Source organism: Phenylobacterium aquaticum, from assembly GCF_022695515.1.
GTDB classification, from domain to species: domain Bacteria; phylum Pseudomonadota; class Alphaproteobacteria; order Caulobacterales; family Caulobacteraceae; genus Phenylobacterium; species Phenylobacterium aquaticum.
In genome coordinates this window covers 1-23,756 of sequence record NZ_JALDPT010000021.1, presented here as the reverse complement: position 1 = coordinate 23,756, position 23,756 = coordinate 1, and the positions used below count along the sequence as shown (strand labels likewise).

The 23,756-nt window shown below is 68.2% G+C and carries 22 protein-coding genes and 2 pseudogenes; 16 read left to right on the top strand and 8 right to left on the bottom strand.

The features are described from left to right. Window positions 1–67 precede the first annotated feature (67 nt). Window positions 68–2,389, top strand: coding sequence for a calcium-binding protein (locus tag MQH10_RS15565; RefSeq protein WP_242564944.1), 2,322 nt, complete (start codon window positions 68–70; stop codon window positions 2,387–2,389). 13 nt (window positions 2,390–2,402) lie between these two features. On the opposite strand, the gene MQH10_RS15560 is transcribed toward MQH10_RS15565, so the two are convergent. The 3 genes and pseudogenes from MQH10_RS15560 to MQH10_RS15550 all read right to left on the bottom strand — a co-directional run bounded on the left by MQH10_RS15560 (window position 2,403) and on the right by MQH10_RS15550 (window position 5,611). Continuing rightward, window positions 2,403–2,789, bottom strand: coding sequence for a hypothetical protein (locus MQH10_RS15560; protein ID WP_242564943.1), 387 nt, complete (start codon window positions 2,787–2,789; stop codon window positions 2,403–2,405). 90 nt (window positions 2,790–2,879) lie between these two features. Next, window positions 2,880–4,402, bottom strand: a pseudogene (gene amaB, locus MQH10_RS15555) (L-piperidine-6-carboxylate dehydrogenase). A 93-nt stretch (window positions 4,403–4,495) separates the two neighbouring features. Then, window positions 4,496–5,611: a saccharopine dehydrogenase family protein gene (locus MQH10_RS15550; protein WP_242564942.1), complete on the bottom strand. Its 1,116-nt coding sequence runs from the start codon at window positions 5,609–5,611 to the stop codon at window positions 4,496–4,498. Window positions 5,612–5,727: 116 nt separating this feature from the next. Here MQH10_RS15550 and MQH10_RS15545 point away from each other — a divergent pair, with 116 nt between their 5' ends. Beyond that, complete coding sequence (locus MQH10_RS15545) at window positions 5,728–6,159, top strand: Lrp/AsnC family transcriptional regulator (RefSeq protein ID WP_242564941.1); 432 nt, start codon at window positions 5,728–5,730, stop codon at window positions 6,157–6,159. Here the strand turns inward: MQH10_RS15545 and MQH10_RS15540 are convergent. Both MQH10_RS15540 and MQH10_RS15535 read right to left on the bottom strand, forming a co-directional pair. Beyond that, complete coding sequence (locus MQH10_RS15540) at window positions 6,131–7,384, bottom strand: MFS transporter (RefSeq protein ID WP_242564940.1); 1,254 nt, start codon at window positions 7,382–7,384, stop codon at window positions 6,131–6,133. The two genes, MQH10_RS15545 and MQH10_RS15540, sit on opposite strands and share 29 nt — an antisense overlap. Window positions 7,385–8,070: 686 nt before the next feature. Beyond that, the gene (locus MQH10_RS15535) at window positions 8,071–8,184 is read right to left on the bottom strand and encodes a hypothetical protein (RefSeq protein ID WP_242564939.1); all 114 of its coding nucleotides are present in this window, start codon (window positions 8,182–8,184) and stop codon (window positions 8,071–8,073) included. 936 nt (window positions 8,185–9,120) lie between these two features. Between MQH10_RS15535 and MQH10_RS15530 the strand changes: the two genes are divergently transcribed. Continuing rightward, entirely contained in the window at window positions 9,121–9,360 is a 240-nt protein-coding gene (locus MQH10_RS15530) for a flagellar biosynthetic protein FliQ (protein ID WP_242564938.1), read from the top strand. Between the two features lie 2 nt (window positions 9,361–9,362). Further along, the gene (locus MQH10_RS15525) at window positions 9,363–9,578 is read left to right on the top strand and encodes a hypothetical protein (RefSeq protein WP_242564937.1); all 216 of its coding nucleotides are present in this window, start codon (window positions 9,363–9,365) and stop codon (window positions 9,576–9,578) included. Between the two features lie 48 nt (window positions 9,579–9,626). Here MQH10_RS15525 and MQH10_RS15520 read toward each other — a convergent pair whose 3' ends face one another. After that, on the bottom strand, window positions 9,627–10,673 hold the full coding sequence (locus MQH10_RS15520) for an aldo/keto reductase (protein WP_242564936.1): 1,047 nt from the start codon (window positions 10,671–10,673) through the stop codon (window positions 9,627–9,629). A 135-nt stretch (window positions 10,674–10,808) separates the two neighbouring features. On the opposite strand from MQH10_RS15520, the gene MQH10_RS15515 reads away from it, so the two are divergent. The 11 genes and pseudogenes from MQH10_RS15515 (at window position 10,809) to MQH10_RS15465 (ending at window position 21,654) form a co-directional block, all read left to right on the top strand. After that, window positions 10,809–11,744 (top strand): 2-hydroxyacid dehydrogenase, encoded by a 936-nt coding sequence (locus tag MQH10_RS15515; RefSeq protein ID WP_242564935.1) that lies wholly within the window; start codon window positions 10,809–10,811, stop codon window positions 11,742–11,744. Between the two features lie 15 nt (window positions 11,745–11,759). Continuing rightward, window positions 11,760–12,137, top strand: coding sequence for a VOC family protein (locus tag MQH10_RS15510; RefSeq protein ID WP_242564934.1), 378 nt, complete (start codon window positions 11,760–11,762; stop codon window positions 12,135–12,137). Window positions 12,138–12,169: 32 nt separating this feature from the next. Beyond that, window positions 12,170–13,141 (top strand): ArsR/SmtB family transcription factor, encoded by a 972-nt coding sequence (locus MQH10_RS15505; protein ID WP_242564933.1) that lies wholly within the window; start codon window positions 12,170–12,172, stop codon window positions 13,139–13,141. Further along, window positions 13,138–14,066 (top strand): annotated as a pseudogene (metF, locus tag MQH10_RS15500) (methylenetetrahydrofolate reductase [NAD(P)H]). The gene MQH10_RS15505 and the pseudogene metF overlap by 4 nt, the downstream one beginning before the upstream one ends. After that, window positions 14,063–14,920 carry a subclass B3 metallo-beta-lactamase gene (gene bla / locus MQH10_RS15495; protein WP_242564932.1) on the top strand — a complete coding sequence of 286 codons (858 nt, stop codon included), beginning with the start codon at window positions 14,063–14,065 and terminating at the stop codon, window positions 14,918–14,920. Before metF ends, bla begins: the two are co-directional and overlap by 4 nt. Beyond that, window positions 14,917–15,981, top strand: coding sequence for a homocysteine S-methyltransferase family protein (locus tag MQH10_RS15490; protein WP_242564931.1), 1,065 nt, complete (start codon window positions 14,917–14,919; stop codon window positions 15,979–15,981). The genes bla and MQH10_RS15490 overlap by 4 nt, the downstream gene beginning before the upstream one ends. Beyond that, window positions 15,978–18,629, top strand: coding sequence for a methionine synthase (gene metH, locus MQH10_RS15485; protein WP_242564930.1), 2,652 nt, complete (start codon window positions 15,978–15,980; stop codon window positions 18,627–18,629). Before MQH10_RS15490 ends, metH begins: the two co-directional genes overlap by 4 nt. Window positions 18,630–18,790: 161 nt before the next feature. Beyond that, window positions 18,791–19,495 carry a M24 family metallopeptidase gene (locus MQH10_RS15480; RefSeq protein WP_242564929.1) on the top strand — a complete coding sequence of 235 codons (705 nt, stop codon included), beginning with the start codon at window positions 18,791–18,793 and terminating at the stop codon, window positions 19,493–19,495. Window positions 19,496–19,610: 115 nt separating this feature from the next. Further along, window positions 19,611–21,041 (top strand): calcium-binding protein, encoded by a 1,431-nt coding sequence (locus MQH10_RS15475; protein WP_242564928.1) that lies wholly within the window; start codon window positions 19,611–19,613, stop codon window positions 21,039–21,041. 260 nt (window positions 21,042–21,301) lie between these two features. Then, a complete protein-coding gene (locus tag MQH10_RS15470) occupies window positions 21,302–21,481 on the top strand; it encodes an antitoxin (RefSeq protein ID WP_242564927.1) in 180 nt (59 codons plus the stop codon). After that, window positions 21,469–21,654 (top strand): type II toxin-antitoxin system RelE/ParE family toxin, encoded by a 186-nt coding sequence (locus MQH10_RS15465; RefSeq protein ID WP_272886967.1) that lies wholly within the window; start codon window positions 21,469–21,471, stop codon window positions 21,652–21,654. Before MQH10_RS15470 ends, MQH10_RS15465 begins: the two co-directional genes overlap by 13 nt. A 148-nt stretch (window positions 21,655–21,802) precedes the next feature. On the opposite strand, the gene MQH10_RS15460 is transcribed toward MQH10_RS15465, so the two are convergent. Both MQH10_RS15460 and MQH10_RS15455 read right to left on the bottom strand, forming a co-directional pair. Further along, window positions 21,803–22,336 (bottom strand): hypothetical protein, encoded by a 534-nt coding sequence (locus tag MQH10_RS15460; RefSeq protein ID WP_242564926.1) that lies wholly within the window; start codon window positions 22,334–22,336, stop codon window positions 21,803–21,805. A gap of 203 nt (window positions 22,337–22,539) precedes the next feature. Further along, window positions 22,540–23,328, bottom strand: coding sequence for a hypothetical protein (locus MQH10_RS15455; RefSeq protein ID WP_242564925.1), 789 nt, complete (start codon window positions 23,326–23,328; stop codon window positions 22,540–22,542). Window positions 23,329–23,511: 183 nt separating this feature from the next. Between MQH10_RS15455 and MQH10_RS15450 the strand changes: the two genes are divergently transcribed. Continuing rightward, the coding region (locus MQH10_RS15450; protein ID WP_242564924.1) for a hypothetical protein at window positions 23,512–23,756 on the top strand (245 nt) is incomplete at its 3' end.

The window sequence follows — 23,756 nt, the reverse complement described above, 5'->3', positions numbered from 1 at the left end:
CTATACGGGATCGATCTTTGGCGATGATGGTGACGACGTCCTCGATAGCCGGCCCAGCCAATACCTGATGCGCCTGGACGGCGGCGCGGGCAATGACACGCTCTACACGAGCAATAGTTCCGGTGCTCAGGCGAATGGCGGCGCGGGTGACGACACCATCTACGCCAATGGGGTCACCCATGGCGACGCCGGCAACGACACCATCATCATGCAATCGACGGGCTATCGTGGACTGGTCTATGGCGATGCAGGCGATGACAAGATCACCGCGGCCGATAGTTCCAACATCATATCGGGCGGATCCGGCGCCGACACCATCGCTGGAGGCGCTGGGGCGGACTCACTCTATTCTGCGGACGTCGCCAGTTTTGGTGGCAACCCCGCCGATGACATGGGTCTTGAGCACGACCGGATCACCGGCGGCGGCGGCAACGACATTCTGGCGATTGGCTATGGCGACGACGCCGACGGTGGCGACGGGTATGACGTCCTCCGCCTGTCGCTTGGCGGGCTTGGGGCGGGGATCCAGTTCAACACCGCCAGCATCTCGCCCGGCGCATCGTTCAATCTGGGCGGCGGGGTCATCCAGAACATTGAAAACCTGGTCTATCTGCGCGGCACCGAGTTCGGTGACACGTTCACCATTCAGCCCCAGAGCGCCAATATCGAGGTTCATGGCGGCGCGGGGAATGACAGCCTGACCAGCAGCGCCGATCAGGCGCAGCTCTTCGGTGACCTGGGCGACGACACCCTCACGGCGAGCAGCGGCGCGAACTTGCTCTATGGCGGCGAAGGCAATGACCGGCTGATCGGCGCGGGCACAGCCAGCCTCTACGGCGACGCCGGTGACGACACCCTGGAGGCCGGGACCGGCGCGCAGGGGCTGTTTGGCGGCGAGGGCAATGACAGCCTGTTTGGCGGGGCGGGCGGCTCGAGCCTCTATGGCGACGCGGGCAATGACAGCCTGACCGCCGGGACGGGCGCGGACACCCTGGCCGGTGGCAACGGCGCCGACACCCTGAAAGGCGGCGCCGGGGCCTCCAAGCTGTTTGGGGATGCGGGCGCCGACACCCTGTCGGGCGGGGCGGGTCAAAACCTGCTCTATGGCGGCGAAGGCAATGACCAGCTCAACGGCGGGACCGGCGCGTCGAGCCTCTATGGCGATGCAGGCGACGACACGCTCAATGCCGGGACCGGCGGCAGCGATCTCTATGGCGGTGACGGCGCGGACCGCCTCATCGGCGGCGGCGGGGCCTCGCGTCTGTTCGGGGACGCGGGCGACGACACCCTCACGGGCGGCAATGGCGCGGACAGCCTCTATGGCGGCGATGGCAATGACAGCCTGACCGCCGGCGGCGGCGGGGCGAGCCTCTATGGGGACGCGGGCGATGACCGCCTGACGGCCGGGACCGGGGCGGACACCCTGGCCGGCGGCGATGGGAACGACAGCCTGATCGGCGGCGGCGGAGCGTCGAAGCTGTTTGGCGACGCCGGCGCGGACACCCTGTCGGGCGGGGCGGGCCATAACCAGCTCTATGGCGGCGAGGGCAATGACCAGCTCAATGGCGGGACCGGGGCGTCCAGCCTCTACGGCGACGCGGGCGACGACACGCTGAACGCCGGGACCGGCGGCAGCGACCTCTATGGCGGGGACGGCGCAGACCGGCTGATCGGCGGCGGCGGATCCTCCCGCCTGTTCGGGGACGCGGGCGACGACACCCTGACGGCGGGCAATGGCGCGGACACCCTCTATGGCGGCGACGGCAATGACAGCTTCACCGCGGGCGGCGCGGCGGCCCAGATGTTCGGCAACGCCGGCGACGACTCCATCCAGGGCGGGGCGGGCGCCGACTATCTGCGCGGCGACGAGGGCAATGACGTCATCAATGGCGGCGCCAGCTTCGATGACATCAACGGCAATGCGGGCGCCGACACTGCCCATGGCAATGACGGCGACGACTGGGTCGTGGGCGGCAAGGACGGCGACATGCTGTTCGGCGACGCCGGGGACGACATCGTCTACGGCAACCTCGGCGACGACACCCTTTATGGCAATGACGGCGCGGACATCGTCCGGGGCGGCCAAGGCAACGACATCCTGGAGGGCGGCGCCGGGCGCGACTGGATGTCCGGCGACAAGGGCTCCGACACCATTTCCGGCGGGGCCGGATCCGACATCTTCCACTTCTTCTCCGGCGCCGGGATCGACCGGGTCACCGATTTCTCGGCGGCCGAGGGCGACAGGGTCCAGCTGGATCCGGGGTCGACCTACACCGTCACCCAGGTCGGCGCGGACACGGTCGTCGACCTGGGCAATGGCGATCAGTTGATCCTGGTCGGCGTCACCACCTCCACCGCCACGCCCAACTGGCTGGTGGTGGGATACTGACGCCGTCCGGGGCCTAGTGCGGCTTTTCGCTAGAGGTCATGGCCTCGGGACTGGCCTTGTCCGGCGGCGTGTCCGTGGCGGTGGGCGCGCTGGCGGCCGGGTCGGGATTGGGCGGGGTCATCGACGGCGCGGGCGTGGCGCTGGTCGGCGTGTCGCCCGGAATGGCCGGGGCGGTGGCCGACGTATTGGCCGCGGCGCCGACGGGCGCGCCCTCGGCCCACCAGTCCTTGCTGGCCCGCTGTTTCGGCGAGGCCTTCAGATAGGCGTCGAGCTGGGCGTAGGGCAGGGGCTGGGCGGGCGGCTTGACCATGGCGCCCATGGACGCGTGGTGGCCGGCGGCCAGGGCGGGGGTGCTCGCGACGGCCGAGGCGGCGGCGAGGGCCAGGAGGGTCAGTCTCATCAGAAGGTCTCCCAAGGGCGATGCACCGCGCTGGGGCGGCGCCTCTCCGGGAAACGCTGATCGGGCCGGATTGTTTCCCGGCCCGGTCCGTCAGATGTCGAACTTGACGCCCTGGGCCAGCGGCAGGGCCGAGGAGTAGTTCACCGTGTTGGTCGCGCGGCGCATATAGGCGCGCCAGGCGTCGGAGCCGCTTTCGCGGCCGCCGCCGGTCTCCTTCTCGCCGCCGAAGGCCCCGCCGATCTCGGCGCCCGAGGGACCGATGTTCACATTGGCGATGCCGCAGTCTGAGCCTTGCGACGAGATGAACAGCTCGGTCTCGCGCAGGTCGGTGGAGAAGATCGAGGAGGCGAGGCCCGCCGCCGTGGCGTTCTGCAGGGCGATGGCCTCGGCCAGGTCCTTGTAGCGGACGACATAGAGGATGGGGGCGAAGGTCTCGCGCAGCATCGGGCCCGCCTGGGCCGGCATCTCCACCAGGGCCGGGCGCACATAGACGCCGTCCCGCTCGACGCGCTCGCCGCCATGCACCACGCCGCCGGCGCCTTGGCTTCGTCCAGCGCGGCCTGCATGCCGGCGTAGGCGGCTTCGTCGATCAGCGGGCCGACCAGGGTTCCCGTCTCGCGCGGATCGCCCACCGGCACCGAGGCGTAGGCCGCCTTCAGACGGGTGATCAGGGTGTCGGCGATGCTCTCGTGGACGAACAGCCGGCGAAGCGTCGTGCAGCGCTGGCCCGCCGTGCCCATGGCGGCGAAGGCGACGCCGCGAACGGTCAGCTCCAGGTCGGCCGAGGGGGCGACGATGGCCGCGTTATTGCCGCCGAGCTCCAGGATGGCGCGGGCGAAGCGCTCGGCCAGGATGGGGGCGACGGCGCGGCCCATGCGGGTCGAGCCGGTGGCGGACACCAGGGCGACCTTCGGGTGGGCGACCAGGGCCGCGCCGATATCGGCCTTGCCCTGCAGCACCGCCGAGAGGTTGGCCGGCGCATCGCCGAAGCGGACGAGCGCCTTGTCGAACACCGCCTGGACGGCCAGCGCGGTCAGCGGGGTCTTCTCGGAAGGCTTCCACACCACGGGATCGCCGCAGACCAGGGCGAGCGCCGCGTTCCAGCACCAGACCGCGACGGGGAAGTTGAAGGCCGAGATGATCCCGCAGACGCCGAGCGGATGCCAGGTCTCCATCATCCGGTGGCCGGGCCGCTCGGTGGCGATGGTCAGGCCGTGCAGCTGGCGCGACAGGCCGACGGCGAAGTCGCAGATATCGATCATCTCCTGCACCTCGCCCAGGCCTTCGGAGGTGACCTTGCCGGCCTCCAGCGCCACGAGGCGGCCCAGGTCGTCCTTGGCGGCGCGCAGCTCCTCGCCGAACAGGCGGATCAGCTCGCCGCGACGGGGCGCCGGCACGGTGCGCCAAGCCAGAAACGCCGTGTGCGCCGCCTCGATGGCGGCGTCGGCCTCGACCTGGGTGGCGGCGCGCAGGGTGGCGACCAGGCTCCCGTCGATCGGCGAGCGCGCCTCGACGTCGCCGCCCGCGTGGCGGGCCAGATCGACACCCAGCTTGGCGAGGGTGGCCAGGGCGTCCTCGGCGGGCGCGGTCAGGGGGCGGACATGGGCGTTCATGGGGAATCTCCTCGAAGCGCTCCATACCCCAACCGCTCATCCCGGCGAAGGCCGGGACCCAGTTCGGAGGGCGCGGGACGGACGGATGGGGGACTAGGCGACGGCCGCCAGCACAGGCGTGCGCACCGGCTCGCCCTGCGCATAGGCGCGGCCGAAGCGGTTGGCGAGGAAGTCGGCCAGCGCGATCTCCTCCTGGCGGACATAGCCCTGCTGCGGCAGCCGACCCTGGGCCAGCAGGTCCAGCACGGTGCAGATGCCGGCGGCCGTGGTCACCTGGATGGCGCTCCAGAAGCCCTTGCCGTGGTGCTCGCCGATCACCCGGCCGGCATAGCTCTCCTGCATCAGCCGCCCGTTGCGCCAGCCCGAGGCGGTGACGAAAAACACCACCACGTCCTGCTCGGTGCCGGGCACCGCGCCTTCCAGCACGTCCTTCAGGAGGTCGCGCCGGGCGCGCAGGTTCAGGTCGTTGAGCAGGGTGCGCATCAGGGCGCAGTGGCCGGGATAGCGGACTGACTTGTAGTTCAGGTTCTTGGCCTTGCCGGCCAGCACCTCGGCCAGGCTGCCCAGCCCGCCGGAGGTGTTGAAGGCCTCATAGGTCACGCCGTCGAGGCTGAAGGTCTCAAGCCCTTCCAGGGCCGGCAGCTCGCGCAGCTCGCCCTCGACCAGGGCCTCGCAGGGCTCGCAATATTCGTTGATCACGCCCTCGGTCGACCAGGTCAGATTGTAGCCCAGCGAGTTGGAGGGATAGCGCGGCAGGGCGCCGACCCGCAGGCGCAACTCCTCGACGCGCTCGAAGCCGCGGGCCAGATCCGCCCCGGCTATCGAGATGAAGCCCGGCGCCAGGCCGCATTGCGGAATGAAGGCGCCCTTGGCGGTCTCGGCCAGGGCCTTGACCTTGCGGGTCGTCGCAACGTCCTCGGTGAGATCCAGATAGTGGCAGCCGACCCGGGCCGCGGCCTCGGCCACCTTGCCGGTCAGGTGGAAGGGCGCGGCGCTCAGCACGGCGAAGGCGTGGACCAGCACCTCGTCCAGGGCGGCCGCGTCGGTCACGTCGACGACGCGGGTCGTCACCCCGGCCAGGGCCGAAATGGTCTTCAGAGCCTCGGCCGACCGGTCGATGACCGTGACCGCATAGTCGCTCGTCTCCGCCAGCATCTCGGCGATCACGCCGCCGATCTTGCCGCCGCCCACCACCACGATGTTGCGCATGACCCGTCTCCCCGATGAATTCGGTTGACGCTGAGCGATTTGACGGTCGATTTGAACATTCATACTGACCATATCGCCCAAAGAGACTGTGCATTATGCCAAGTCCGACCGCCGAAATGACATTGGACGCCCGGGATCAGGCCCTGATCCGGCTGCTGGAGGCCGACTCCCGCCTCCCCACCGCCACCCTGGCCCGACGGCTCGGCCTGTCGCGCACCACGGTCCAGGCGCGGATCGACCGGCTGGTGGCCTCGGGCGTCATCGCCGGCTTCACCATCCGCCTGGGCGACGACCTGGCCGGCCGCCGCGTGCGCGGCCACGTCCTGGTCACCGCCGCGCCCAAGGCCGCCCGCCACATCGAAGCGACCCTGCGCGCCATGCCCCAGGTCGAGGCCCTGCATTCGGTCTCCGGTCCCTTCGACATGATCGTCCTGGTCGCCGCCGCCTCGATCGAGGAGCTGGATCAGGTGCTGGACGACATCGGCCTGATCGAGGGCGTCGAGCGCACGACCTCCTCGATCATTCTGTCGACGCGGATCCGCCGCTGATTTCGCCGACCTTGCGGATTGGCGACAGGATCGCAATCAGCGGGATCAGCAGGAAGCCCGCCGCGGCGCCCAGGATCGCGGCCCGCGGTCCGATCGCCCCGCCCAGCCAGCCGCCGCCGAGCGCGCCGACAATGCCGAGCCCGCCAGCCGAGGCCTGGAAGGCGCCCGACACCCGGCCCAGCACCGCTTGGGGCAGCAAGGCCTGACGCAGGCTGATCATCAGCAGATTGGCCGAGACCCCGAAGGCGTCGCCGCCGATCTGGGTCACGATTAGCACCACCGTGGCGCCGGCCCGGTCGACGGGTGCGAGCCCGATCGCCATGGCCGAGAGGCTGGCCCCGGTGATCGACAGGATGATCGCGGGGCCCGCGCCGGCCCGCCGCGCGAGCCAGGGGCCGAGCCCCGCGCCCAGCAAGGCGCCGACCCCGCCGCAGGCGATGGCGAGGCCCAGCACCGTGGTTGGCAGATTGAGCGTCTTGATCGCGAACAGGATGTAGAGCGCCGAGAACACCCCGCCGAACAGGCCCTGGACCAGGCCCATCAGCAGCAGGGCGCGGACCCTGGGCTCGGCCCAGGCGAGCCTTAGCCCCTGGGTGACCTCGACGGTCCAGTGCCCCGGCGGTTCGTGCTCTGGCGGGGGCTCGGGCTTGCGGATCAGGGACAGGAACCCGGCGGAGGCCAGGTAGGTCCCGGCATTGACCGCGAGCGCGAATGGCGCGCTGAGGATCTGGAACAGCAGGCCGGCCAGGGCAGGCCCGCCGATCTCGGCCAGGGACTCCGTCGCCGCCAGCCGCGAATTGCCCTCGACCAACCGGTCTGGGCCCACCACGCCCGGCAGATAGGCGTGGCTCGCCATGTCGAACACCACGCTGCAACAGGCGACCAGGCCGCCCACCAGGAACACCTGGAGCATGGTCAGCCGGCCCAAGGCCGCGGCGATCGGGATGGAGATCAGCACCAGGGCGCGGGCCAGGTCGGCGCCAACCAGGACAGGCTTGCGCGACCGCCGATCGACGAAGCCGCCGGCGCTTAGGCCCACGACCAGGGCCGCGCCGCTGGCGATGGCGGCCAGCACGCCGAGCGATGCGGGCGCGGCGGCCAGTGTGGTCACGGCCAGAATCGGCAGGCCCTCACGGGTAATGCGGGCGCCGAAGCTGGACACGGCCTGGGCCGCCCACAGCCGGGCGAAATCGGGATCGCGCCACAGGGCGCGGGGGGAGGTCATGGAAGAGGTCCGTCGAGGGGGCCGGGCTCGCGCGGAGCCACACATCCGCCAGCCGCAGCTGCCGGGATCGACGGTGAGCCCATGTCATCGCCGCCCGCCGCGGCTCACCTGGAGGGCAGGGAGCCAGGGCGGGGGCGGGGAGTCAAGCCAACCTAACGCCTGTAATTCCCCCATACCTGTCATCTCGTCCGGAGCGCAGCGGAGGGCCGGGACCCATACGCGCGAGGCTCGCAGGATGGATCAGGTCCATGGGGCCCGGTCTTCCCCTGCGGGGAAACCGAAAACAGGCACAACTATTTTCCCGCCTCTTCCCGCCTTGGCCGCCCGACCGGGCGCACCGCGAGGTCTCGCCCGGTCGCCGCCTCCAGCGCCTTGATTCAGACTGCCGCGCTAAGCGGTCGGCCAGACGTGCTCGCCCGGCGCAGGCCCCTGCGGGCGTCGTCCCGAACGTCGATCTCGAAGAAGGTGGCGAGGTCGTCGCCGAGGCGGGTGGCCAAGTGGGCGGAGGTCATTAACGGATCGTCGCGGCCGTGCAGATGCGCCTTGACGCTGGACCAGGGCCAGTCTTCCGCCCGGTCGACCCAACCCGGCCCGCACCGGATTCAGGCCGACATAGCGGGCGCAGGTTCGAAGGAAGTCCTCGTCAAGGGGCAGGAGAAGAACCGCCCCTGCCAGAGGTAGCCGGTCTAATCTTCGCGCAGGTTCACCTGTCGGGTGTAGCGTAGATGGGTTGCCGCGACGGCCCGTGGCAGGGCTTCGCGGCGGCCGGCCGTGGCGATCAGGTGGACGTGGTTGGGCATCAGACAATAGGCCCAGACCTCGACCCCGGCCTCCGCAAAGGCCTCGGCGGCGATGGTGAGATGGGTCAGATAGCCGGCGGGTCGGAAAAGGTCTGCTGCCGCCGATTGCCGCGCTGGGTCACGTGGTTCGCGCGCCGGGGACTATCACGCGGGCCATTCTGGGCATGGGCGCCGGCCTGGAGAATTGCAGTTGTCCGAAGGTGTTCCCGCAATGTCCCAAATGTCAAGGCGTCGAGGGCGTCCCTTGGGTGGACTGGCGGTCGTTCAACGTTAGGATGCGTGGGAGGCAGGGCCGGACAATAGGTGTGTGTGTCCCGGTTTCAGTGGTGATTGATTTCGTGATGTAGATCTGATGAATATAATTGAACATTTCGCTATTGGATCTTACTTTTTCTATTGGGGCGTTATAGGTTTATTTCTGACAAAGAAATATATTGCAGAATTAGTGGCTAGAGAATTGGCGTCAAAAGTTCCAAATATAAAGAAGATAGCTGGGTTAAACGGTCTTGGGTTTTTGCTGCGTCTTCGGGTGATCGGCGCGTTTGCTCTCATTGTGGGGGCCGTCGTGCTCTGTATTTCTTTGCTCGAATTTGTCTCGAGTGAGTTTTGGAGGGAATTTCGGTTCGGTGAATGGGTGTCGTCGTTGTTGCGTTAAATTTTGGATTGGAATGAGCGGTGCTCTGCCCGAGACCCAATTCTTCAGCTCCAGCGCGTTAGGCGCGAGCGACCTTAGGCAGGAAGCGCAGACCCTTACTTGGTTCTATAGATCGACTGCCTCACGCAATGCCTACAGTTGTGAGACTAGGACGCAGTGACCAACCATTGCTAAACGCACCCAGCGGCACCACCGTGCCGTATAGCCACGGCTCATGTCAGTTGCGTCGCTCAAGCTTAAAGCGGGGGCGGGCAGGTGGGGCGGATGATGCGCTGGAGCTGATGAACCGGCTCCTGTGGAGCAGCCTGTTGGTGGCCGCCCCAGTGCAGGGCGCGGCGCTCCCGGTCGGACTGCTGATCAGCGTGCTGCAGGTGGCAACCCAGCTGCAGGAGATGACCCTAGGCTATGTGCCCAAGCTTTTAGTCGCCGCCCCGGTGCTCATGGCGCTGGGGCCATGGATGATCCACCGGGGCACCCAGTTCGCCATCGAGACCGTCAAGCTGATCCCGGCGCTCGGCTAGGCATGGCGTTTTTGACGCTCGCCTGCTGGGCCTTCTCGTGCCTGCTCTTGTTCTTGCGGGTGTCGCCAGCCTTTGCCCTGGCGCCGCCCTTCACCCTGACGCACATGCCCGCGAGGTTTCGGACCCTGCCGGGCCTCGGCCTGTCGGCAGCCATTGTCTCGGCTCATCCGCAGGCGACAGCGGTCGATGGCCTGAGCCTCGGCCAGCTGGTCAAATAGGTGTGTGTCCCAGTTGCCGCCCCCAAGGGGTTGGGGGCGGCTCTGTAATTACTTCGCCACGAACGGCCTCGGCCGCCGCGCGCCGCCCTGGCGCTCGAACATCCAGCCCGGATATTCCGAGGGCAGGGCGCTGACCGCGTCCAGCCTGGCGACCTCGTCGGCCGTCAGCTCCAGCCCGACCGCGGCCAGATTGTCGTCCAGCTGCTCGACGGTCTTGGCGCCGATGATCACGCTCATCACGTGGGACTTGGCCAGCAGCCAGGCCAGCGCCACCCGGGCCACTGACACGCCCCTGGCGTCGCCGATCTCGCGCATCGCCGCCACGCACGCCCAGGCGCGGTCCTTGTTCACCGGCGGGAAGTCGAAGGTGACCCGGCGCGCGCCATTGGGCGTCGCGGCGCCCGGCCCGAACTTGCCGCTGAGCAGGCCGCCGGCCAGCGGCGACCAGACCATCAGGCCCAGCTTCTCCTCGGTCAGCATGGGGACCAGCTCGCGCTCCAGGTCGCGGCCGGCGATGGAGTAATAGGCTTGCAGGGTCTCGAACCGCGCATAGCCCTTGGCCTCGGCCAGACCGAGCGCCTTGGCGATCTTCCAGGCCGCCCAGTTGGACACGCCGACATAGCGCACCATGCCCTGGCGGATCAGGTCGTCCAACGCCCGCAGGGTCTCGTCAATCGGCGTGACGCTGTCATTGCCGTGGATCTGGTAGAGATCGATGTGGTCGGTCTGCAGCCGCTCCAGGCTGGCCGACACCGAATCCATGATGTGGCCGCGCGAGGCGCCGCGATCATTGGGGCCGGGGCCCATCTCGCCGAACACCTTGGTGGCGATCACCACGTCCTTGCGGGCCACGCCCAGGTTCTTCAGCGACTGGCCCAGCAGCCGCTCGGACGCGCCGAAGGAATAGACGTCGGCCGTATCGAAGAAGTTCACGCCGGAGGCCAACGCCTTGCCGACGATGGCGTCGACCTCGTCCTGGCCAAGCGATCCGATCGCCTTCCAGATGCCGGCGTCATTGTCGCCGCCGAAGGTCATGGTCCCGAGGCAGATCTCGGAAACGAACAGGCCTGTGCGGCCAAGCTGATTGTACTTCATGCGATGCTCCCTGGGATGGCGATCATATGGGCGCATTGGGTGACAAGCGGAAGGCGCCTCCGCTTTGCAGGCCGAGCGGGGCTATTCGCGCGGGCTCTGACCCCGCTATAGGACGCCCGTCCTCAGGAGCGCCGCATGTCCAAACCCCCCGTCGTCATGATCAGCCACGAGATGCTGGCCCCCATCCAGGCGGGGCTGGAGGCTCAGGGCTACAAGGTGGTGCGGCGCTGGGACATGACGCCCAACGAGGGGGCTGAGGCCCAGGCCATCGTCCATGCCGGCGAGATCGTGCTGACGCCTGAGTTTCTGGCCTTCCTGCCCGAGCTCAAGCTGATCGCCAATGTGAGCGTCGGCTATGACGGGGTCGATGTGGCCTGGTGCCGGGCGCGCGACATCGAGGTCACCCACGCGGAAGGCCTGAACGCCGAGGACGTGGCGGACCATGCCGTGGGCCTGCTGATCGCCTCCTGGCGCGACATCGTTCGTGGCGACCAGATGGTGCGGTCCGGCGGCTGGACCATGGCCGACCGCATGGGCGCTCGCCCCGGCCTCAAGGGCCGCAAGGTGGGGGTCATGGGGCTGGGCTTCATCGGCGAGGCGGTGGCCAGCCGGGTCGAGGCCTTCGGCATGCAGGTCTCCTGGTGGGGGCCGAGGCCTAAGCCTGACGCCCGCTGGCCGCGGGCCGAGAGCCTTAAGGCCCTGGCCGCCGACAGCGACATCCTGGTGGTGGCCTGCCGCGCCGACGCCTCCAACCGCAAGGCGGTCAATGCCGAGATCATCGAGGCGGTCGGTCCGCGCGGCCTGATCGTCAATGTCGCCCGCGGCTCGATCATCGACGAGGACGCCCTAGTCGCGGCGCTGAAGGAGGGACGGCTGGGGCGCGCCGCCCTGGATGTGTTCGCGCAGGAGCCGACGCCTGCGTCGCGCTGGGCGGGGGTTCCCGGCACGGTGCTCACCCCGCATTCGGCCGGAACCACCGTGGATTCCCTGCCCTTGATGATCGGCCAGTGCTTTGAGAACCTGCGTCGGTTCTTCGCCGGCGAGCCTTTGATGAGCCCGGTCCCAGACTGATCCACGGAGCGTGACATGGCCCAGGTGCTCGGCATCGGCGGCGTCTTCTTCAAGACGGAGGATCCCGCCGCCCTGGCGGCCTGGTATGACCGGGTGCTGGGATTTGGCGGCGGCGCGTGGTCGGGCGCCATGTGGCCGCACGGCGACCGGGGCTGCACCATCTGGTCGCCCTTCAAGGCCGACACGACCTATTTCGAGCCGTCGACCTCGCCCTTCATGATCAATTTCATCGTCGATGACCTGGACGGGGTGCTCGCCCGCGCGGCGTCGGCGGGGGTCGAGCCGACGGGGCGCGACGACACCGACGACAATGGCCGCTTCGCCTGGTTGATGGATCCCGCCGGTCTGAAGATCGAGCTCTGGGAGCCCGCGCCGGAGCCCTCCGAGCCTTGACATAAAGACATAAAGATATCTTTATGTCGGCCATGAGTCTGACCTCAGGCCAAGCTGTGGATGTGCTGCGCGCGGCGGGTGAGCCTAGCCGCATGCGCATTCTCGCCCTGCTGGCCCACGAGGAGCTGGCCGTTCTCGAACTCTGCCGGGTTCTGGACCAGAGTCAGCCGCGTGTCTCGCGCCATCTGAAGCTGCTGGCCGAAGCGGGCCTGGTCGAGCGCTTTCCCGACGGCGCCTGGGTGTTCTACCGCCTGGTTTCGGGCGGCGAGCCCCGCCGCCTGACCGACGAGACCCTGCGCCTGATCGATCCCGCCGACCCGGTCCTGCTGCGCGACATCAGTCGCCTGCAGGAGGTCCGCGCCGAGCGCTCGACCGAAGCCGGCGAGTATTTCGCCCGCAACGCCGCCCGCTGGGACGAGATCCGGTCGCTCTACATCTCCGAGACCGCCGTCGAGGCCGCCATTCTTAAGGCCGCGGGGTCGGGGCCCTTCAAGCGTTTGGTGGACCTCGGCTCCGGCACCGGCCGCATGCTGACCCTGCTCGGTCCCCACGCCGAGGCGGCCGTCGGCCTCGATCTGTCGCAGCAGATGCTGAACATCGCCCGCGCCCACGTGGCGGACGCCGGGCTCGCGCGCTGCGAGCTGCGCCACGGCGACATCTTCTCCACCCGCCTGCCGGGCCAGAGCGCCGACCTCGTGGTCGTGCACCAGGTGCTGCACTATCTGGGAGATCCAGGCGCGGCGGTCCGCGAAGCCGGTCGGCTGGTCGCCGAGGGCGGCCGGCTGATCATCGTCGACTTCGCCCCGCACAATCTCGAGTTCCTGCGCGAACAGCACCAGCACCGCCGTCTGGGTTTCGCCGAAGCCGAGATGGAGCGCTGGCTGCATGAGGCGGGGCTCGCCAAGGTCCGCGCCGCGGCCCTGCCGCCTGCCCGCCGCGACGGCCTCACCGTCAAGATCTGGACCGGGGAACGGGTCCGCCAATCCAACAGGAGCGCGGCATGACCGCTACAGCCCTGGGCCCCGTGGCCCGCGCCGGCGCAGGCCTGGCCAAGCGCCCGAAGGTCTCGTTCGAATTCTCGCCGCCCAAGACCCCCGAGGCCGAGGAGAACCTGTGGGAGGCGATCCGCCGCCTCGAACCGCTGAATCCGGAGTTCGTCTCGGTGACCTATGGCGCCGGCGGCTCGACCCGCGACCGCACCCACAGGACCGTCGTGCGCATGCTGAAGGAGACGCGGCTGAAGCCCGCCGCCCACCTGACCTGCGTGGAAGCCTCGCGCGCCGAGGTCGATGAGGTGGTCCAGGCCTATTGGGACGCCGGCATCCGCCACATCGTCGCCCTGCGCGGCGATCCGCCCGGCCAGATCGGCGGGGTCTATGTGCCGCGCCCCGACGGCTATCTGAACGCCACCGAACTGACGGCGGGCATCAAGGCCATCGGTGACTTCGAAGTCAGCGTCAGCCTCTATCCCCAGACCCATCCCGAGAGCGGCTCGATCGAGCGCGACATCGACGTGCTGAAGGCCAAGATCGACGCCGGTGCGACCCGGGCGATCACCCAATTCTTCTATGATATCGACAGCTTCCTGCGGTTTATGGAGAAGGTGCGCAAAGCCGGCGTGACCATTCCGATCTCGCCGGGGATCATGCCGGTGTCGAACTTCAAGGGCCTGAAGAAGATGGCCGGGCCGGTGGGGATCACCATCCCGTCCTGGCTGGGCAACCTGTTCGAGGGCCTCGACAAGGACCCGGAGACCCGCAAGCTGATCGCCGCCTCGGTCGCGACGAAATGTGCGCGCGCCTGGCCGAGGAAGGCTTCTCCGACTTCCACTTCTACACGCTGAACCGCGCCGATCTGGTCTACGCCATCTGCCGCGTGCTGGGCGTGCGCGAGGATCCGTCCGAGCCCCTGCAGGAGGCCGCCGCATGAAGCCGCTCGTCATCGCCGCCGCCCTGGCCGCCGTCGCCTCCGCGGCCCAGGCGCAATCGCCCGCTTCCTGGACGACGCCCACCGCTCCGTTCCGGATCGCCGACAACCTCTTCTATGTGGGCTCGGCCGGGATCTCGAGCTTCCTGATCACCACGCCCAAGGGCCACATTCTGATCGACGGCGGCATGCCGGGGACGGCCAAGCAGATCGAGAAGAGCATCGCGACCCTGGGCTTCAAGCCTGCGGACGTGAAGGTCCTGCTCAACACTCACGCCCACCTCGACCACGCCGGCGGCCTCGCGGAACTGAAGGCCGACCTTCACGCGCCCCTGGACGCCAGCGCCGGGGATCGCGCGGCGCTGGAGACCGGGACCTATCCGGGGTCTGAGGACGCCAAGTTCCTGAACTTCCCGCCGGTCAAGGTCGACCGGGTGCTGAAGGACGGCGACACGGTCTCGCTGGGCGGCGAGGTGCTGACCGCCCATGTCACCCCGGGCCACTCCGCCGGCTGCACCACCTGGACCTTTCCGGTGAAGGTCGAGGGCAAGACCCTGCAGGCCATCGCCTATTGCAGCACCAGCGTGGCGGCCAACCGCCTGGTCTCCAAGACCAAGGGCCCGCAATATCCCGGCATCGTCGCCGACTATGAGAAGACCTTCGCGATCCTGAAGACCTTCAAGGCCGACATCTTCCTGGCCCCGCACGCCGAGCAGTTCGACCTGGAGGGCAAGCGCGCGCGCCTGGGCAAGGGGCCCAATCCCTTCGTCGACCCCAATGAACTGCAGGTCCGGGTGGCCGCCGCCGAACAGGCCTTCCGCCAGGATCTCGCCAAGCAACAGGAGGCCGCCCGATGAGCGCCCGTTCCGATCGGATCGCCAAGCTCAAGGCGATCTCCAAGCAGCGCATCCTGATCCTCGACGGCTCCTGGGGCGTGATGATCCAGAAGCGCGGCCTGGACGAGGCCGACTATCGCGGCGAGCGCTTCGCGCACCACAACGGCCAGCTCAAGGGCAACAACGACCTGCTCTGCCTCACCCGGCCGGACATCATCGCCGACCTGCACGACGCCTATTACGCCGCCGGGGCCGACATCTCCGAGACCAACACCTTTTCGGCGACGACCATCGCCCAGGCCGATTACGAGATGGAAGGCGCGGTGCGCGACATCAACCTGGCCGGCGCGCGCATCGCCCGCGAGGTCGCCGACCGCTGGACCGCCAAGGAGCCGGACAAGCCGCGCTTCGTCGCCGGCTCGATCGGGCCCTTGAACAAGATGCTGTCCATGTCCTCGGACGTGAACGATCCCGGCGCGCGGCTGGTCACCTTCGATGAGGTCTACCAGGCCTATCGCGAACAGATGATCGCGTTGCACGAGGGCGGGGTCGACCTGTTCTTGATCGAGACCATCACCGACACCATGAACTGCAAGGCCGCCATCAAGGCGATCATGGACCTCGAGGACGAGGGCTATGAGCCCCTGCCGATCTGGATCTCGGGCACCATCACCGACCGCTCGGGCCGGACCCTGTCGGGCCAGACGGTCGAGGCCTTCTGGAACTCGGTCAAGCACGCCAAGCCGTTCGCCATCGGCCTGAACTGCGCGCTCGGGGCCGAGCTGATGCGCCCGCACATCGCCGAGCTTTCCCGCGTCGCTGACACCCTGGTCAGCGCCTATCCCAACGCCGGCCTGCCGAACGCCTTCGGCCAGTACGACGAGGAGCCGCACCAGACCAGCCACGAGCTGCACGAGTGGGCCGAGCATGGCCTTGTGAACATCCTCGGGGGCTGTTGCGGGACCACGCCCGACCACATCGCCCACGTCGCCCAGGCCGTCAAAGGTCTCGCGCCCCGACAGATCCCTGAACGTCCGAAGGCCATGCGGCTCGCGGGCCTGGAGCCCTTCGAACTTTCATGAGACCGATCTTTGTCAACGTCGGCGAGCGGACCAATGTCACCGGCTCGGCCAAGTTCCGCAAACTGATCGTCGAGGGCGATTTCAACGCCGCCCTGGACGTTGCCCGTCAGCAGGTCGAGGCCGGGGCCGCGATCATTGACGTCAACATGGACGAGGGACTTCTGGACAGCCAGAAGGCCATGACCACCTTCCTCAACCTACTCGCCGCCGAGCCCGATATCGCCCGGGTCCCGGTGATGATCGACTCGTCGAAATGGGAGGTCATCGAGGCCGGGCTCCGGTGCGTCCAGGGCAAGGGCATTGTCAACTCTATCTCCTTGAAAGAAGGGGAGAAAAAGTTCCTGGAGCAGGCGACGGCCTGCCTCCGCTACGGGGCCGCCGTGGTGGTCATGGCCTTTGACGAACAGGGCCAGGCCGACACCCGCGCACGCAAGGTCGAGATCTGCGAACGGGCCTATCGCACGCTGACCGAACAGGTCGGCTTCCCGCCGGAAGACATCATCTTCGACCCCAACATCTTCGCCGTGGCGACCGGGATCGAGGAGCACGACAACTACGCCGTCGACTTCATCGAGGCGACGCGCCAGATCAAGCAGACCCTGCCCTACGCCAGGGTCTCGGGCGGGGTCTCCAACGTCTCGTTCTCCTTCCGCGGCAACGAGCCGGTGCGGCGCGCCATCCACTCGGTGTTCCTCTACCACGCCATCGCGGCGGGCATGGACATGGGCATCGTCAACGCCGGCGACCTGCCGGTCTATGACGACATTCCCGAGGAGCTGAAGGTCGCCGTCGAGGACGTGATCCTCAACCGGCCGCAGCGCGACCCCAAGCTGACCAACACCGAGCGGCTGGTCGAGCTGGCCCCCAAGTACAAGGGCGGCAAGAGCGAGGCCAAGGGCCCGGACCTGGCCTGGCGCGACGCCCCCGTCGCCGCCCGCATCAGCCACGCCCTGGTCCATGGAGTGACCGAGTTCATCGAGGCCGACACCGAGGAGGCTCGCGCCCAGGCCGAGCGCCCGCTGCACGTCATCGAAGGTCCGCTGATGGACGGCATGAACGTGGTCGGCGACCTGTTCGGCGCGGGCAAGATGTTCCTGCCTCAGGTCGTGAAGTCGGCCCGGGTGATGAAGCAGGCCGTGGCCTATCTGATGCCCTTCATGGAGGCCGAGAAGGCCGGCCAGCCGCGCACCAACGCCGGCAAGGTGCTGATGGCCACGGTCAAGGGCGACGTCCACGACATCGGCAAGAACATCGTGGGCGTGGTCCTGCAGTGCAACAATTACGAGGTCATCGACCTGGGCGTCATGGTCCCGGCCGACCGGATCCTGGACGAGGCCAAGGCGCACAATGTCGACGTCATCGGCCTGTCGGGCCTGATCACGCCGTCGCTGGACGAGATGGTCTATGTGGCCAAGGAGATGGAGCGGCGCGGCTTCACCATCCCCCTGCTGATCGGCGGGGCCACCACGTCGAAGACCCACACGGCGGTGAAGATCCAGCCCGGCTACAAGGGCGGCTCGACCACCTATGTGCTGGACGCCAGCCGCGCCGTGGGCGTGGTCTCGAACCTGCTCTCGCCCACCGAGTCCGAGCGCTTCGTCGCCGAGACCCGCGCCGACTATGACAAGGTCCGCGAGCAGTTCGCCCGCGGCCAGACCAACCGGTCGCGGTCATCGCTCGCCGAGGCCCGCGCCAACCGCTTCAAGCCGGACTTCGCCAAGCACCCGCCGGTGAGGCCGAGCTTCCTGGGAACCCGGCCCTATGAGGCCTGGGACCTGGCCGACCTGGCGCGCCACATCGACTGGTCGCCGTTCTTCGCCAGCTGGGAGCTGATCGGCCGCTTCCCGCAGATCCTCGAGGACGACGTCGTGGGGGAGGCCGCCCGCGACCTCTACAAGGACGCGACCGCCATGCTCGACAAGATCATCGCCGAGCAGTGGTTCACGGCCAAGGGTGTGGTCGGCTTCTGGCCGGCCAATTCGGACGGCGACGACATCGTGGTCTGGACCGACGAGACCCGCACCGTCGAACTCGGCCGTTTCCATTCGCTGCGCCAGCAGATGGCCAAGGGGGAGGGCGGCCGGGCGAATGTGGCCTTGTCCGACTTCGTGGCCCCGATCGGCACGCCGGACTGGATCGGCGGCTTCGCGGTGACGGCGGGCCACGGCGAGCCGGAGGTGGCGGCGGCCTTCAAGGCCAAGGGCGACGACTATTCGGCGATCATGGCCGCGGCCCTGGCCGACCGCCTGGCCGAGGCCTTCGCCGAGGCCCTGCACCGCAAGGTGCGCACCGAGCTGTGGGCCTATGCCGAGGACGAGCCCTTCGACCTCGACTTCCTGATCGGCGAGAAATACCGCGGCATCCGCCCGGCCGCCGGCTATCCGGCCCAGCCCGACCACACCGAGAAGGACACCCTGTTCCGCCTGCTCGACGCGCGCAAGGCGACGGGGATGGAGCTGACCGAGAGCTTCGCCATGACGCCGACGGCGGCGGTCTCCGGGCTCTATTTCAGCCATCCCGAGAGCCACTATTTCGGGGTCGGCCGCATCGAGAAGGACCAGGTCGAGGACTATGCCCGCCGCAAGGGCTGGGACCTGGCCAAGGCCGAGCGCTGGCTGGCGCCGATCCTGAATTACGAGCCGGAGTGAGGGGGTTCGTCCACGAACCACAGGCTCGCCCCTCAACCGCTCATCCCCGCGAAGGCGGGGACCCAAGCGGACTTGGGGCCAGCTGCTGATCGCGGTGCGTTAGAGATTCGGCTTGGGTCCCCGCCTTCGCGGGGATGAGCGGAAATTGGGAAACGCGGGACATGCCGGAGACCATCCAAGTGTTCGACGAAACCCGCCGGTGGGCGGAGCTGGTGGCGGCGCAGGATAAGGCTGAGGCCCTGTTCGACGCGGTCCGCGACGGGGGGTTGTTGCGCGCCGGCGTGAGCGAGGCGGCGCTCAGCCAGGAGATCCACGCCCTGGCCGCCGAGCGGTTCGGGGCGCAGACCCACTGGCACCGGAAGGTGGTTCGCGCCGGGCACAATACGGTGGCCACCTTCTATGACGATCCGCCCGAGCATGTGATCGAGGACGACGACCTCGTGTTCCTCGATTTCGGCCCGGTGTTCGACGCCTGGGAGGCCGACTATGGCCGCTGCTACCTGCTGGGCGACCACCCCGAGAAGGCCCGGCTGGTCGCCGATCTGGACGCGGTGTTCGCGGAGCTGACGGCCTATTTCGGCGCGCACCCGGACATCACCGGCGCCGAGCTCTACGCCGAGGCCCACCGGGCCGCCGAGCGGCGGGGCTGGCGGTTTGGCGGGACGATCGCCGGCCATCTGGTGGGCGAGTTCCCGCACACCGACTTCCCGGGCGGGCGCGAGGTCTCGCTGATCGCCCCGGTCAATGTCTGGCCGATGCGGGACAAGGACGCGGACGGGCGGGTCCGCTACTGGATCCTGGAGGTCCACCTGGTGGAGCCCGAGGGCCGCTGGGGCGGGTTCTGCGAGGCGCTGCTGGCGGACTGAGAGGCGGCTCAACTCCCGATCTATAAAGTGGGGCTTCAGCGATTGCGCCTCAACCGTTGCGCGCGTTAGGGTCGGCCGGGCGCGACGTATGCGGGCGCGCACTGGGGGAACCGCCTTGCCGATCGTCACCGTGACCAGCGCGCCCTATAGCCTCGCCTATGGCGAGCTGCTCTCTGCCACAAACGACACCGGCGTATCCATTGAAGAGCGGGACGGCGCGGCGCCGGACGTTTCCATAGGCGGGGCGATCAGCGTCTCCTTCGACAGCGTCGTAAACACCGAGCTCGCCGCGGTGGCGGTGATGGGCTTGACCTTCAATGTGTTTCATCTCGACATCACCGCCCAGGCCCAGCTGTCGGTCACAGCGGTGGGGGACACACGTGTCGCCTATGGGCTGATGGGCGGCACCTTCACGCCCATGATCACCAATGCCGGCGCGATCTCCGTCACCTCCGACTATCAGGCGTTCGGCGTGCAGGTCGGCAGCTATGTCGGCACCACCCACAAGGAGGTGATGCTGACCAATTTCGGCCAGGTCACCGTAAAGGCGGTGGATTGGGCGGTGGGCATCCGCGCCGACGGAGGGTTCGGCCAGACGATCGACAATGAGGGGATCGTCAAGGTCTATGCCGACCGTTCGGCCGTCGGTTTCATGGCGTTGAACCATTTCACTCATTTGATCAACGGCGGCCGAATCGAAGCCGCCGATGGAGGCGAGGGTTGGTCCAGTGTCGGCGTGTCGCTGGATGGCTCGGCCATGGATCCGTCGAATTCGAACAACCAGATCTTCGTCAACACCGGCGTCGTACAGGCCGACATCGCCCTGAAGGTCGATTCCCAGCCATCAATCCAGACGGCGTCCGCAATACTCCAGAATAACGGCCAGCTGATCGGCCGGGTCGTTCTGGGCGCTGGTCACGAGATCCTCGTCAACTCAGGCCTAATCAAAGGCGACGTGGACCTGGGCGGCGATAACGACACCTATGATGGCCGCCTGGGCTCGACGACCGGCATGGTGGCGGGCGGGGATGGCGCCGACACCCTGATGGGCGGCGCCGGCTTCGACTATCTGCAGGGCAATGCGGGCGCCGATTCAGAGAGCGGCGGGGCCGGGGATGACTGGGTCGTCGGCGGCCAGGGGAATGACCAGCTGTTCGGCGGCGACGGGGCCGACATCGTCTACGCCAATCTGGGTGACGACACCTTGTCCGGGGACGCTGGCGATGACTGGGTGCGCGGCGGCCAGGGCAACGACGTGCTGTCCGGCGGGGCCGGAAACGACTTCATGAGCGGCGACAAGGGCGATGACACCATCAGCGGCGGGGCCGGAGCCGACATCTTTCACAGCTGGGGTGACGCCGGGATTGACCGGGTGACCGACTTCAGCGCCGCCGAAGGCGACCGCGTGCAACTCGACCCCGGCACGACCTATCGCGTGTCGCAGTCGGGGGCTGACACGGTGATCACCATGACCGGGGGGGCGGTGATGACCCTGGTGGGGGTGAAGCTGTCGAGCCTGCCGTCGGGTTGGATTTTCGTGGGGTAGGGTTCGCGAAGCCCCGAACCTCACGAACGGGAGCGGCTCGCGCAGTAAGATCCGACCACGAAAAAACACGAAAAAACACGAACGGGGCCCGCTCCAAACTCTGCTCATCCCCGCGCAGGCGGGCGCCCAAGCCGAGCGTCCGCCACGCCGACGTAAGCGCATGGCCCCAGGTCTGCTTGGGTCCCCGCCTGCGCGGGGATGAGCGGTGGAGAGGGGTGAGCACTCTGGATGTTCACGTTTTGTCGTGCTAGGCTTCGCCAATGAAACCCGTGCCGTCCCTCTTTGATGAGATCGACGCCGAGGGCGATGAGCGGGCCGACGCGCAGGCGATGGCCGACATCGCGGCAGGGCGGGTCGTACCTCATGCCGAGGTTGAGGCCTGGCTGGAAACCTGGGGAACGCCGGACGAGACGCCAGCGCCCGCCCATTGGTTCAAATAGTCTGGTCGAGGCGGGCTCTGGCCGATCTGTCGGCTATCTGGGCTTATATCGGCCAGTTCAGTCCGCTCGCCGCACAGCGCATGACTTTGAAGCTTCGGGCGGCCGCCTTGGGATTGCATGAGCACCCGGAGCGAGGACGTGCGGTGCGGTGCGGTCAGGCGTGCGGGAACTGACCATCGTCCCGCCCTATGTCATCCGATACCACGTCGCCGGAAGCACTGTGTCGATCATGAGGATCAAGCACGGCGCCCGGGCGCCGGACTAGGAGGCCATCGCATACCTGACGGATGGCCTCCTTAGGATGAGCGGCGGAGCGGTTGCTCACTCGCCCTTGGGCGGCGGTTCCAGCGGGGTGTTGAGCATCGTGTCTTCGTCGACATAGGCCGTGATGGTCTGGCCGGGTTTGATCTCGATGTCGTGGCCGTGCTTGAGCAGGCCGAGGGGGCCGAACAGGACCGTGAGCGCGATGGTGGCGCCCATCGCGCCCTTGCCTTCGCCGCCCTTGTTGGCCCGGATGTGCACGCGGGTCTCGCCGATGCGCAGGTTGTTGAGGCGGATGTTCAGTTCGCCGGCCTGGCCCATGAAGCCCTTCTTCTTGGCCTCGGTGACCTCGCCCTTGCCGCGGTATCCGGCGGCGATGACGGTGCCGTCGTTGAGGGTGACCGGCTCATCCAGGGTGATGGCGAATTGGTCGCCTTCGGAATTGGTCCCCGAGGACAGCTTGTCGTTGAAGCGGATCCTGAGCTCAGTGCCCTCGGGCAGCTTCACCGAGGCGGCTTGCGCCGCGAAGGGCGCCAGGACGAGCGCAGCGGCGAGCAGCGCCGCCGCTTTGCGGCGCGAAGATGTATGCGGCATTGGTAAGTCCCCCCTGAGCGCGACCTGCGCCCACGCGGCAATCCTGGGCTGATCTTGGGGTGGGTGCAACCCGCCGCCAGGCGCGGCGAGCCTGCATCCACAGGTTATGAGCGGGTGCAGCGCCTGCAACGGCTGGTGAGGCGGACCTTCGCTTGGGTCCTCGCCTGGGCGGGGATGAGCGGTGGAGAGGGAGCGCGCCGCCCTTAGGCCCCCGGCGGCGGGCCGGGGGGCTTGGGGAAGTCCAGGGGGGCGATGGCGGCGCCGGGGGAGCCGGCGGCGACGGCCTTGTAGAGGGCCGTGCCGACTGGGCTGTAGGTGATCGCCTCGGTGCCGATGAGCACGCCGAAGGTGACGGCCAGGCCCACGCCCCAGGCGAGGTGGACGCGGCCGGTGCGGCGCAGGTCGGCGATGATCCCGGCCAGCGGGAAGATCAGGCAGGCGGCGAAGGTGATCTCCCACGCCCAGGGGGCGAGCAGGGGCATGGGCAGGATGCGGCCCATGCCCGGGCCGACCATCAGGGCCATGGCGCAGAAGTGCAGGCGCCGGTGCCAGTCGGTCTGTTTGCGCAGGGCCACCGCGCTCCAGGTCAGGCCGGCGAAGGCGAAGACGCTGAGCGGGTCGAAGACCAGGAACTGCAGCGGCTGGAAGAAGAAGGGCACGTGGCCGGCGCGGATGTCATAGGCGGTGATGACGCAGCCCATGATCACCATCAGCACGACCCAGCCGGTGGCCAGCCAGCCGAGGCGGCGGTGCAGGGCCATGTTCCCCTGCCGGGCCAGAACGTTCTGGGCCAGGTAGATCGCGACCCAGCTCATGAAGACGAGCGCGTGGGCATGGACGACCGGCGGCGAGGCGAAGCTGGAGCGCCCGGTCACGATATTGATGGAGAAGCCCGCGGCGATGGTCAGGGCCATGGCGATGGCTCCGCCGAGGAAGAATCCCCGGTCGTCCTTCTGCGGTTCAAGCGGCATGGATTCGGCGATGGCGGCCATTTGCGTCCCCCCGGATGGCGTTCGTGGTCGAGAATACTGCCATTCGCCTCTGGGTTGGGCTAGCCGGTTTGGCGAACCGCGGTATCGGTTTGCGGGGGCGCGGTGGCGTTCCGTATTTGTTCTGAACTTTTGCGCGCGTTTGTGCGAGGCTGCCTGTCTTCCTGACACATCTGTGAGACGACCATGGACGACGCGTTTGACGCGGGCGTGGGCGGCGCGCGCCGTCGCGCACGCCTGTGCGCTATTCGGTCGAGCTGGGCCATGAGATCTGCGCCCGGATCGCGGCGGGCGAGAGCGAGCACACCCTGGCGCGCGCGCGGCGATGCCATGCCGGCGGACCTTTCGGGACTGGGCCAGCCGCGATCCGATCGTTCGTCCGCGCACCTGATGCGGGCCAAACTGACGGCGCGGGACGCGGCCTGCGGCGG

Bases quoted from the DNA above. Each gene is read 5' to 3' on its own strand.
- MQH10_RS15530 (WP_242564938.1), top strand. From the start codon at position 9,121: ATGAACCGGCTCCTGTGGAGCAGCCTGTTGGTGGCCGCCCCAGTGCAG.
- metH (WP_242564930.1), top strand. From the start codon at position 15,978: ATGAGACCGATCTTTGTCAACGTCGGCGAGCGGACCAATGTCACCGGC.
- MQH10_RS15470 (WP_242564927.1), top strand. From the start codon at position 21,302: ATGAAACCCGTGCCGTCCCTCTTTGATGAGATCGACGCCGAGGGCGAT.
- MQH10_RS15540 (WP_242564940.1), bottom strand. From the start codon at position 7,384: ATGACCTCCCCCCGCGCCCTGTGGCGCGATCCCGATTTCGCCCGGCTG.
- MQH10_RS15455 (WP_242564925.1), bottom strand. From the start codon at position 23,328: ATGGCCGCCATCGCCGAATCCATGCCGCTTGAACCGCAGAAGGACGAC.
- MQH10_RS15525 (WP_242564937.1), top strand. From the start codon at position 9,363: ATGGCGTTTTTGACGCTCGCCTGCTGGGCCTTCTCGTGCCTGCTCTTG.
- MQH10_RS15505 (WP_242564933.1), top strand. From the start codon at position 12,170: ATGAGTCTGACCTCAGGCCAAGCTGTGGATGTGCTGCGCGCGGCGGGT.
- MQH10_RS15480 (WP_242564929.1), top strand. From the start codon at position 18,791: ATGCCGGAGACCATCCAAGTGTTCGACGAAACCCGCCGGTGGGCGGAG.
- MQH10_RS15510 (WP_242564934.1), top strand. From the start codon at position 11,760: ATGGCCCAGGTGCTCGGCATCGGCGGCGTCTTCTTCAAGACGGAGGAT.
- MQH10_RS15515 (WP_242564935.1), top strand. From the start codon at position 10,809: ATGTCCAAACCCCCCGTCGTCATGATCAGCCACGAGATGCTGGCCCCC.
- MQH10_RS15490 (WP_242564931.1), top strand. From the start codon at position 14,917: ATGAGCGCCCGTTCCGATCGGATCGCCAAGCTCAAGGCGATCTCCAAG.
- MQH10_RS15520 (WP_242564936.1), bottom strand. From the start codon at position 10,673: ATGAAGTACAATCAGCTTGGCCGCACAGGCCTGTTCGTTTCCGAGATC.
- bla (WP_242564932.1), top strand. From the start codon at position 14,063: ATGAAGCCGCTCGTCATCGCCGCCGCCCTGGCCGCCGTCGCCTCCGCG.
- MQH10_RS15550 (WP_242564942.1), bottom strand. From the start codon at position 5,611: ATGCGCAACATCGTGGTGGTGGGCGGCGGCAAGATCGGCGGCGTGATC.
- MQH10_RS15560 (WP_242564943.1), bottom strand. From the start codon at position 2,789: ATGAGACTGACCCTCCTGGCCCTCGCCGCCGCCTCGGCCGTCGCGAGC.
- MQH10_RS15460 (WP_242564926.1), bottom strand. From the start codon at position 22,336: ATGCCGCATACATCTTCGCGCCGCAAAGCGGCGGCGCTGCTCGCCGCT.
- MQH10_RS15535 (WP_242564939.1), bottom strand. From the start codon at position 8,184: ATGCCCAACCACGTCCACCTGATCGCCACGGCCGGCCGCCGCGAAGCC.
- MQH10_RS15565 (WP_242564944.1), top strand. From the start codon at position 68: ATGCGCCTGGACGGCGGCGCGGGCAATGACACGCTCTACACGAGCAAT.
- MQH10_RS15545 (WP_242564941.1), top strand. From the start codon at position 5,728: ATGACATTGGACGCCCGGGATCAGGCCCTGATCCGGCTGCTGGAGGCC.